Origin of the sequence: Phyllobacterium sp. P30BS-XVII, assembly GCF_014138335.1 — a bacterium.
In the GTDB taxonomy this organism is placed as follows: Bacteria; Pseudomonadota; Alphaproteobacteria; order Rhizobiales; family Rhizobiaceae; genus Phyllobacterium; species Phyllobacterium meliloti.
The window spans coordinates 83,600-93,145 of record NZ_JACGXO010000013.1 but is presented as its reverse complement, the minus strand read 5'-3'; the positions used below and the strand labels follow the sequence as shown (position 1 = coordinate 93,145).

The 9,546-nt window shown below is 55.5% G+C and carries 9 protein-coding genes and 1 pseudogene; 5 read left to right on the top strand and 5 right to left on the bottom strand.

Annotation, left to right across the window (positions count from 1 at the left end; translation table 11 throughout):
• Positions 1-188 (bottom strand): annotated as a pseudogene (locus tag FHW17_RS24435) (undecaprenyl-phosphate glucose phosphotransferase); the annotation flags it as partial.
• Between the two features lie 232 nt (positions 189-420).
• On the opposite strand from FHW17_RS24435, the gene FHW17_RS24430 reads away from it, so the two are divergent.
• Both FHW17_RS24430 and FHW17_RS24425 read left to right on the top strand, forming a co-directional pair.
• Entirely contained in the window at positions 421-717 is a 297-nt protein-coding gene (locus tag FHW17_RS24430; protein WP_182511006.1) for a hypothetical protein, read from the top strand.
• Complete coding sequence (locus FHW17_RS24425) at positions 708-1,463, top strand: SDR family NAD(P)-dependent oxidoreductase (protein ID WP_182511005.1); 756 nt, start codon at positions 708-710, stop codon at positions 1,461-1,463. The genes FHW17_RS24430 and FHW17_RS24425 overlap by 10 nt, the downstream gene beginning before the upstream one ends.
• Before the next feature lie 50 nt (positions 1,464-1,513).
• Here the strand turns inward: FHW17_RS24425 and FHW17_RS24420 are convergent, their stop codons facing one another.
• On the bottom strand, positions 1,514-2,659 hold the full coding sequence (locus FHW17_RS24420) for a glycosyltransferase family 4 protein (protein ID WP_182511004.1): 1,146 nt from the start codon (positions 2,657-2,659) through the stop codon (positions 1,514-1,516).
• A 9-nt stretch (positions 2,660-2,668) separates the two neighbouring features.
• Complete coding sequence (locus FHW17_RS24415; protein WP_112529613.1) at positions 2,669-3,190, bottom strand: polysaccharide biosynthesis/export family protein; 522 nt, start codon at positions 3,188-3,190, stop codon at positions 2,669-2,671.
• Between the two features lie 233 nt (positions 3,191-3,423).
• Between FHW17_RS24415 and FHW17_RS24410 the strand changes: the two genes are divergently transcribed.
• Positions 3,424-5,601 carry an exopolysaccharide transport family protein gene (locus tag FHW17_RS24410; RefSeq protein WP_182511003.1) on the top strand — a complete coding sequence of 726 codons (2,178 nt, stop codon included), beginning with the start codon at positions 3,424-3,426 and terminating at the stop codon, positions 5,599-5,601.
• Here the strand turns inward: FHW17_RS24410 and FHW17_RS24405 are convergent.
• Entirely contained in the window at positions 5,598-6,728 is a 1,131-nt protein-coding gene (locus FHW17_RS24405; RefSeq protein WP_182511002.1) for a GNAT family N-acetyltransferase, read from the bottom strand. The genes FHW17_RS24410 and FHW17_RS24405 overlap by 4 nt on opposite strands.
• A gap of 170 nt (positions 6,729-6,898) precedes the next feature.
• On the opposite strand from FHW17_RS24405, the gene FHW17_RS24400 reads away from it, so the two are divergent.
• Positions 6,899-7,915, top strand: a complete 1,017-nt coding sequence (locus FHW17_RS24400) for a polysaccharide deacetylase family protein (RefSeq protein ID WP_182511001.1) — start codon at positions 6,899-6,901, stop codon at positions 7,913-7,915.
• 2 nt (positions 7,916-7,917) lie between these two features.
• Here FHW17_RS24400 and FHW17_RS24395 read toward each other — a convergent pair whose 3' ends face one another.
• Entirely contained in the window at positions 7,918-8,133 is a 216-nt protein-coding gene (locus FHW17_RS24395) for a DUF2842 domain-containing protein (protein WP_091883830.1), read from the bottom strand.
• Between the two features lie 246 nt (positions 8,134-8,379).
• Between FHW17_RS24395 and FHW17_RS24390 the strand changes: the two genes are divergently transcribed.
• Positions 8,380-9,483, top strand: coding sequence for a COX15/CtaA family protein (locus FHW17_RS24390; protein WP_182511000.1), 1,104 nt, complete (start codon positions 8,380-8,382; stop codon positions 9,481-9,483).
• Positions 9,484-9,546 lie beyond the last annotated feature (63 nt).

Sequence of the window (9,546 nt, the reverse complement as noted above, 5' to 3'; positions counted from 1 at the left end):
AGGAATTCGACAATCCGCATGATTCCGCTGATCATGACAGGCGAATTGCTGGTGCGCGCATATTGCGACGCTATCTGATAGGCGACAGGGCTGAGTGCCACTTTTTCTTTTGGCACAGAACCGGCACTGGACGCGAGATCGCGCACGGCATCCCGCGAGAATTTGGTTTCCCCTTTTCTGTCTTTCATGCTGCACCCTGAACATTTTTTATAGCTCCGTAATAGCACGGATATGATTAAAAATACTTGCATGAAAATGCGCGCTGCAGCGGCTTGGACTCTGGTTGACAACAACGGCGTGCCGCGCTAATTCGCAAATACAGTTGCTCGTGCAGCCACTGTCGTAGGCGTTACCGTCATCCAACGCGTCCTTTGCCGAGAGGGTCCCAGCTGGGAGTTCTCGGGGTAAGAGGCGCAAGGTATGATGCTATTTCCCCAACTTCCATCCACTCGCCGTTTCACGGCCTTCTCCGACATCGCTCTCGGTATAACCCTGCGCGCCGCGCGGGTCTGCGCCCCTGTGTGGTTCGAAGTCGAGACGATCTTCGTCCTGCGCTCTGCGGCGCAATTTGCGCCGCCATCTGTCCCATTGCCGAACCGCCTACAGACACGCGCGCCGAACGGCGGCGGCTGTCAACGCGCATTGAAAAAGCAGCCGCGCGATCAATCCATCAATCACCGCAAGAACGAAACAAAGGAGCAGCAATTATGCAAATGACAGGCAATACGATCCTCATTACGGGTGGCACGAGTGGTATCGGGCGGGCGCTCGCTGAAGCCTTCCATGACCGCGGCAACCGTGTCATCATCACAGGGCGGAGCTTGGCCGTCCTCGAAGAGATTACGGCGGGTCGACCCGGCCTGATGGGAATGCCGCTTGATCTTGGCGCCCCGAACTCTTTGGTTCAGCTGGAACGCGACGTTCGCACCCGCTTTCCCGAACTTAATGTGCTTGTTGCGAATGCTGGCATCTCTCACCCGGAGGATATGACAGACGAGAATTGGGACGTTTCCGCCGCTCAGTTGATAGTGGAGACCAACATCATGGGCGTGATGCGCGCGACAGCGGCATTTTTGCCGATCCTGAAAAACCGGCCCGGCGCGACGATAATGGCAACCAGTTCCGCTCTCGCCTTCGTGCCGCGTGCCGATTTTCCGACCTACTGCGCCAGCAAGGCGTTTCTGCACTCCTGGCTTACGTCGCTGCGCCATCAGCTCCGTAAAGTCCCCGTTGAAGTGCTTGAGCTTTCACCACCCTATGTGCAGACGAAGCTTACAGGCGCACATCAGATAACCGATCCGCGTGCCATGCCTCTCGATGCTTATCTCGCGGAGATGATGCAACTGCTGGAGCGGGGAGATCACCCAAGAGGTGAGGTGTTGCTCGAACGTGACCAAGCTCGACGCTGGGCCGAACGGGACGATCGCTACGAGGAAATCTTTGCTGCCATGAACCCGGCATAGCCGAACAAATTGGCCATCACGGTCTCCTGTGGGAGGCCGTGCTTCACGTCTCAGACCAGCGGGGGATTAAGCGCCGCAAAATATTCGCTCTCAAGCTGTGCGGCCATCGCCTTCACACTGAACCTTTGCCGCAATCTATTGCTATCAGGGAGCGCGGCGCGAAAGGCAGTCAGGTCGCTGAGAACAACAAGCATTTTCTCGGCAAGTTCCTGTGGATTTGGGCTCATCAGAGCAGGGGAATCATTGCCCAATATTTCGGGAATGCCGCCGATACGGCTGGTGATAACGGGTCTGCTGGCAGCCAGCGCTTCCAGAACGATATAGGGCAGGGCCTCTGCACGCGACGGAATCACCACGACTTTGGCGAGGCGGAATGCTTCCCGTGCCTTCATGGGTTTGAAGAAACGGATATGCGCGTCGATCCCGGCTGCTACAGCTTGCTTCTCAAGGCTCGCACGTTCCGCACCGTCACCCACGATCACGCCGGATAGTGCGCGCCCACTTGCGATGCTCGCTTTGGCCAGTGCGTCAATGAAGATATCCGGGCCTTTCAGGGTGCGCAGTTCGCCGATGAAGAGGAAGTCCGCCGCATCCTTATTGGCCTGAACCGGTTCAAAATCCTTATCCGTGAGGCCATTATAGATCAGCGCTGATTTGCAGCGCGGTGCGCCAATCTTGCTGGTGTAAACACTGCGTTCAAAGGCGGAAACAAAGATGATCCGGTCGCTCATCCTCTCCATGATCTTCTCAATGAAGAAAATCCCGCGCCCCGCCATTGTCTTGGGATCATAGTGCAGACTGCCGCCATGCGGCGAATAAAAACGGGCAACGCGATTTCCCGATAACCGCAGCAGCGTGCCGAATAGCCTGGCATAGGTGCCGCCCTTGGCGCCGTGTCCATGCAGGATGTCGGGTTGCATTGATTTGATTGTCCTGTACGTGCGGACGGCGGCGATTGCATCGCGCGGGCCTATCTGCCGCTGCATGGCAATGCGCCTAAGCCCCAATACGAGCTTGTCCTGCATATCTGAGAGCAGCGCTTCTTCGAAATCGCCGCCGGTGGATGCATCGCAAACGATACCCACCTGATGCCCTGCTTCTATCTGGGCATCAATCAGATCGCGCACATGGCGGAATATTCCTCCGACAGGTGCGCGAAAGCAATGAACAATTCGAAGGGACCGTTTGTCGATCATGCAGGAAGATCAGAAGAAGCGCTCACGTACATAGACTGTATCTCCGGGCAGGACTGGATCGGAAATGGTCACGCGGCCCGTCAGAATTTCGCCGTTGAGCTGGCGCGTAATATCCACATCCGCCTGATTGGCGCGAGCGCTGAAACCACCGGCAGCAGCAATGGCCTTCTGGGCGGTCATTCCGGGAACGTAGGAATACTGACCAGCTGCACCGACTTCACCCATCACGAAGATCGGGCGGTAGCGGTCAATTTCCACCGCAACATCAGGATCGCGCAGGTAGCCCTTGCGCAGCTTGGCCGCAACGGCTGCCTCGATCTGCTGAATGGTCTTGCCGCGGGCGGGAACACTGCCGATCAGTGGCACGGAGATATAACCGGCCTGATCGACGCTATAGGTATTGGTAATGCCTTCCTGTTCAAAGACGGTCAGGCGTATCCGATCACCCGCATCAAGCAGATAGGGCTTGTTGATAGCCTCATGGAATGCCGCAGGGGCAGGGCGATAACTCGCACAGCCGCCAAGTGCCATGGACACAACGCTGATCGCTACCAGAAAGATTTGCTTGCTGAACACCGTAAATACCCTTGCAACAATGGCGACGAATTCGCTCGACTCTGTGCGGGATTATCAGTTCATTAGGGTTAATGGCTGGTAAATTGTGCTGATACTTTAGTTATGCCGTGTTCTTGATAGTTCTGAATATTTTAACCCGCTGGTTACCATAGGTCTTTACCATTGCGGCATTCAAAGTGGAGTGGGGAATGCCTCGGGCTGGCTCTGTCGATAGTGACGTAGATATTGATATCGGCGCTCTCTTTGCCAGTTTGTGGCAAAACAGGGTGCGGGTTTTGCTGGGCGCAATCCTCCTGACATTGCTGGCATTCCTTATTCTTTCGTTCATTTCGCCGAAATACCGCGCCGAAACGCGCATTCTCATCGAGACACGCGAATCTGTCTTTACGCGCCCTACTGGCGATCAGGGCGACGACCGGCCAGTTCTCGATCAGGAGGGAATCAAGAGCCAGGTGGAACTCATCGGCTCATCGGATCTGTTGAAGCGGGTCATCGCAAAACTTGATCTTGGAAACAATGCGGAACTGGCTGCTGGTGCTGAACCTTCGGCGATCAAGCGTTTGCTGGCGGGAATCGGTCTTGCCACCGATCCTGATGCAACGGCGCGGGATGACTATATTCTGCAGGCAGTGCGGGATCGTCTGGTTGTCTACAGCGTGCAGAACTCTCGCGTGATCGTTATCCAATTTTCGTCGAAGGACCCGGCGCTTTCTGCCACCGTGCCGAACGCTATTGCCGATGAATATGTTTCAACGCAGCAGGCGTCGAAGTCACAATCGAATGCCGACGCCACCGGGTGGCTTGAGCCTGAAATCGCTGATTTGAGTAAGCGGGTGAAGGACGCCGAAGCCAAGGTTGCTGCCTATCGCAGCTCGTCCGACCTGTTGATTGGCCAGAACAATGCTGTTCTGGCGACACAGCAACTGTCCGAATTGTCTTCGGAACTGTCGCGCGTGCGTGCCAATAAGGCGGCAAGCGAGGCCAATGCGACCAGCGTCCGCACTGCGCTTGCCAAGGGCGCGCCGGTCGAGACACTACCAAGTGTCATGGCATCGCCCCTGATCCAGCGGCTGCGTGAACGCCAGGTTCAGCTCAACAATGATATCGCCGACCTCTCTGCCTCTCTATTAAGCGGTCATCCGCGCATCAAGGCTTTGCGCTCGCAGCTGGCCGATCTTAACCAGCAGATCAGGCTTGAAGCCCGCAAGGTACTCACAGGTCTTGAGAGTGAAGCGGAGACCGCGCGCCTGCGCGAGACAGAACTGAACCGCTCCCTGAACGGCCTGAAGGCACAATCCTCCAAGGCCGGGGAAGAAGAAGTCGAACTGCGGGCATTGGAGCGCGAAGCAACAGCGCAGCGGCAATTGCTTGAATCCTATCTTACCCGCTATCGTGAGGCGTCATCGCGTACCGATCGCGGTTATCTGCCGGCGGATGTTCGAATTTTCTCGCGTGCCGACAAGCCGATAGAGCCTTATTTCCCGAAAGTGCTGCCGATGACAGCTGCCGCTTTTGTCGCTTCCTTGCTGGCCTTGAGTATTGGAACGTTGCTCAGTGCGCTTTTTAGCGGACGGGCATTGCGCCCGGCGCAAGCGGCTCGCGCGAAAGCTGCTCCCGTCGAAACAAAGGTCGCGGCAACCAAGCCCGTCGTGTTGGCTCCGGTTGCAAAAACCATCACCGCACCGCACAAAGACGAACCGCCAGCGCCTGCCGTAACCGCACCCATATTCACGCCGCCTGCCGCAAGCGTTGAACACCCAGCAGATCATTCCGGTATTTCGGCCGTTGCAGACAGGTTGATGGCAAGTGGTGCGGCGCGCGCTGTAATCGTCTCGCCCGAGGGCGACGAAGCATCAGCCTTGACCATTCTGCTGGTGCGGGAACTTGCTGACCGCGGTGTCAGGGTTGTACTGCTTGATATGACCGGATCGGGCCAGATGGGCCGCTCCATGCTCGACGGTCAGGATCTGGCTGGCATGACCGATCTTCTGGCGAGCGAACAGCCGTTCAGCGAAGTCATTCATGCCGATCATTACTCACAAGCGGAAATTATTCCGCTTGGCACCCATGATCCTGCAAAAGCCATGCAGTCTATCGGGCGCCTGCCGATGATCCTCAATGCGTTGCAATCAGCCTATGATCTGGTAGTGGTGGATAGCGGACCAGCCACGGCGGACGAACTGAAGCACATTGTCGATGATGGCTCCGAGCTTGTAATGAGCCTGATCAACCCTGATGATGCAGACGTCAAGGCGATATCCATGGCGATTTTCGACGGCGGCTTCATCAAGCCGGAGCTTCTGACCCCATTCAAGGATGGTGCGTTGGAGCTTGATGACGGCGCGATTATCCGCACGGCGCTCTAATTACGCCCCAACAATCGGGACCGCATTTTCTTCACTGCCGTCCAGAGGCGCTCATTCTTCTTGATGCCGCGCACGAGTTTCCCGCGCGTGACGAGATATCCCGCATAGGCTTTGCCTCTGCCTGTCAGGCTGATCTGCGTGTCATAAACAGCTGTTTCAAGATCGCACCAGCTGCGCTTGTAGGGCTCGTCGCCAACGCCAAAACTGTAAACCGACAGGCTGGTTTGGCAGCTGTCCCTGATATCTTCAAAGAACAGGAATTCGCCGGGACTGGCATTGTTCAACGCGTCTTCAGTAATGCCGATAAAATCGATGAAAGTCTGGCTTTTTGCCCAGGATTTGCCAAGCACGGAGCGATATTGCCCGGCAACCTCAAGCGCCTTGAGCTGGAACAACGGATTTACCTTCCCGGCATGCCGCGCAAAAAGCTCTTTGAAGAAACTCTGGATTGTCTGTGGTTCAAAAGTATTCCTGATGCCGGATTTTGCAAATTTCACCGCCTTGTTTGTAAGGTAGTTCTCAAGCATGGCATCGGTTTCGCCTGAGGTTGTGGCGGTGACAATCCGGTATCCGCCCGCCTCTTCAAACTTGCGAACAGTATTGCGGTATTTTTTCCATTTCCGCTTGGCGTTATGGCGCTCGAGAACCGTCTGAAAATTCCGGTCAAGCGTGATGGCGAGACTGATATTGGCATTTTCCCGGCTTGGAAGCTGCAGAAGCGGGTTTTCATAACCATCCAATGTTGGAAGTTGCCGTTCCAGCGATATGAGGTCGATATCGGCCCGCACCCGATGCAAAGCATCGAACAGGCGTTTCAGATCATCACTGGTGATCTGATGCGCAGGAGAAACACCCGGAAAGTTGCAATTGGCATGCGGGCCGCCGGGATAGGCGGCAATCCGGCACGGTCCAATCTGGTTGATCTCCAGCGGCAGAACGAAGACGGCTGTTTCTCCCGCATATAGGCAGGCAAGAAGGCAGTCGCGATTGACATTGGATTGCCATAGCGAAAACCAGTCAGATGTTTGGGCCGGACCGAACACATGGGTTTCGGGAAGTGATTGCCACAACTCCGCTGTTTCGCCGGGTTCAGCAATGATTTTGGCATCGAGTCGTGGACGAGTCATTGCTGTTTCCAGTGAAAGTGGCGTTGCATCAAATGCCACCACATTGATCAACCTTATATAAACATTTAGTCTGCATGAAAGGCTGCTCAGAACCTCGTCTCATAATGCCTTGATTAGCGCGAATTGGTGAAGGAATGGTCCACGCGGCCGACTTGATACGGAAGGCTGTGATGCGACTGGCCTGGCATACGGGTTTTGCATCGACTGCGCGCGACCATTTTGGCGGATTGGGGTCTGTCATCATGCTGCATCGGGTGCGCCCCGATTGTATCAGCCCCTTGGGTGTCACCCGTTCTTTGTCCATCACACCAGCCTTTCTCGAACAGATCATCGTCTCATTGAAAGCCGAAGGCACTGAATTTATTTCGATGGATGAGGTGGTTGAACGCGTGAAAGCGGGAAGGCGGCCTGACCGGCGCTTTGTCGCCGTGACGCTTGATGATGGCTACAATGATAATTTTTACCATGCCTATCCGGTCTTCCAGAAGTATTCAGTGCCTTTCACCGTCTATGTAGCGCCGGGATTTATCGAGGGCGCTACTGTTCTGTGGTGGGAAGTGGTGGAAAGTCTCGTGGCCAAGGCGGACTTTGTGAGGATTCCGGGTGGCCCGGAATGGCGATGCGGTACGCTCTTCCAGAAAAGATCAGCATTTCATGCGCTTATGCGGTATTTCTCATATACGCTGACCGAAATCGAGCAGATGCCGGTTCTGCGTGAACTGTGTGAAGCCGAAGGGATAGTGTGCGGTGTGCCGCAGGATCGCGACGTCATGAGTTGGAGCGAGCTGCGCCAGATAAACAGCGATCCGCTGTGTACGATTGGCGGCCATACGGTTCACCACTACAACCTGAAAAAGCTGACATCAGGAATGGTAGAGCAGGAAATGCGCCTGTCAGCCGATATGATCGAAGACAAGCTTGGGCGGCGGCCGCAGCATTTTGCCTTTCCCTATGGTTCAGCCAAAGCGGCGGGCAAGCGCGAGGCGGAAATTGCCGCAGCTGAGGGTTTTCAGTCAGCGGTGACGACCCGGCATGGCACCATTCATGTCGAACATAGCAATAATCTGCATGCTTTGCCGCGAATCTCTATCAATGGCCGTTTTCAGAAGCTGGTCTATGCCCAGACGATGATGAGCGGGGTCACGACGCCGATCGCCAATGCGGGAAGACGCGTCATACAGGCCTGAATTCAGGCTTTCTTCTTTGGCGGTTTTTCCATCCAGCTGATGATGAACATGGCCGGAATAACCCAGAGCAGGCCGGTTCCAAGAAAATAAATCAGGTGAATCCACGGGCTGGCATTGGCAAGCAGCGCCACCGCAAAAATCGTAGCGACAATGGCGTAGACGCAAACCAGAGTGACCAGCAGGACGGTTCCGATAAGTTTCTTGAGCCGTACAGGCATTCATCCACTCCAATCGAGATCATTATTCTTTTGGCGACTGGTCTACCGGGTTAAACCGCATGCGCAAAGCAAAAAAGCCCACCGTGGGTTAAAAACGCGACGGCTTGTCGCGTAACTCCCGCTTGTCATGCGGGTGCTTATGCTGCACCTATCCGCTCAGGCCGTAAACGCATCGATATGGTCGAAAGCCTCATACCAGTTCGACTCGATTGATGAGTTTACGGCCTGATGACAGGAGTATTTTGAATGGCTGCCCACACCATGTCCGAAGGCGCTGTGTCCTCCGCCCGGGATCGCGAAGCCCGCAACCGCAGAATGATCCGCATCTGGCTTTATCTCGTGCTGATAGTGCTCGCGACGATTGTATTGGTTGGTGGCGCGACACGCATGACTGGTTCAGGTCTTTCAATCACCGAATGGAAGCCAATCCATGGCATTATTCCACCACTGAGCCATGAGCAGTGGCTTGAGGAGTTCGACAAATACAAGCTTATTCCTCAGTATGAGCAACTCAACAAGGGCATGAGTCTGGGTGAATTCCAGCGCATTTTCTGGTGGGAGTGGTCACACCGCTTTCTGGCGCGGGGTGTTGGCTTTCTTGTGGCCATTCCGCTTGCCTTTTTCTGGATCACGGGTCGGCTTGAGCGGCTGTTGCAACCTCGGATGATCGGCATTCTGGCGCTTGGTGGCCTGCAGGGTGCTGTGGGCTGGTGGATGGTGGCCTCCGGCTTGAGTGGACGCGTGGATGTCAGTCAGTATCGTCTGGCAACCCATCTGACGCTCGCCTGCATCATCTTTGCCGCTGTGATGTATGTGGCGCGCGGTCTGGCTGTCTATTCCGAACGACCCGCCGACAGGAGCACGCAACGGCTTGCCGGGTGGTTGGTGCTGTTTGTCTTTATCCAGATTTATCTTGGGGCGCTCGTCGCCGGGCTCGATGCCGGGCTTTCCTACAATACATGGCCGTTGATGGATGGGGCAGTCATTCCCGGCGATATGTTCCCGATCCAGCCGATCTGGCACAATTTCTTTGAAAATCCGAAGCTGGTGCAATTTGTCCATCGCTGCTTTGCCTATTTTGTGCTGCTTGCCGCACTCTGGCAGGCATTTGCCACAGTGCGCCGCTTGCCCGGCACCACCCACGCGCGGCGAGCCATATTCATGGTTGTTCTGGTGCTGCTGCAGGCCGCCATCGGCATTACCACGCTATTGATGCAGGTGCCGATGAGCCTTGGCCTTTTGCATCAGGGATTTGCCATTGTGATTCTCGGCTTTGCCGTGGCTCATTGGCGCGCCACCAAGGGTGCGTATCCTTCGGAAGCAAAAATCGGTGCTGGTTACGGCGTGTAATCTGTATTTGCAGGCAGACTCGGTGTAGTGATTTGAGAGCTTCGCTGGCTATGGTCTGCGAAG

What these genes read in the sequence shown, in the direction of transcription:
- FHW17_RS24405 (WP_182511002.1), bottom strand. Translation starts at nt 6,728, where the DNA reads ATGACTCGTCCACGACTCGATGCCAAAATCATTGCTGAACCCGGCGAA.
- FHW17_RS24425 (WP_182511005.1), top strand. Translation starts at nt 708, where the DNA reads ATGCAAATGACAGGCAATACGATCCTCATTACGGGTGGCACGAGTGGT.
- FHW17_RS24430 (WP_182511006.1), top strand. Translation starts at nt 421, where the DNA reads ATGATGCTATTTCCCCAACTTCCATCCACTCGCCGTTTCACGGCCTTC.
- FHW17_RS24420 (WP_182511004.1), bottom strand. Translation starts at nt 2,659, where the DNA reads ATGATCGACAAACGGTCCCTTCGAATTGTTCATTGCTTTCGCGCACCT.
- FHW17_RS24395 (WP_091883830.1), bottom strand. Translation starts at nt 8,133, where the DNA reads ATGCCTGTACGGCTCAAGAAACTTATCGGAACCGTCCTGCTGGTCACT.
- FHW17_RS24410 (WP_182511003.1), top strand. Translation starts at nt 3,424, where the DNA reads ATGCCTCGGGCTGGCTCTGTCGATAGTGACGTAGATATTGATATCGGC.
- FHW17_RS24400 (WP_182511001.1), top strand. Translation starts at nt 6,899, where the DNA reads ATGCGACTGGCCTGGCATACGGGTTTTGCATCGACTGCGCGCGACCAT.
- FHW17_RS24415 (WP_112529613.1), bottom strand. Translation starts at nt 3,190, where the DNA reads ATGGCACTTGGCGGCTGTGCGAGTTATCGCCCTGCCCCTGCGGCATTC.
- FHW17_RS24390 (WP_182511000.1), top strand. Translation starts at nt 8,380, where the DNA reads ATGGCTGCCCACACCATGTCCGAAGGCGCTGTGTCCTCCGCCCGGGAT.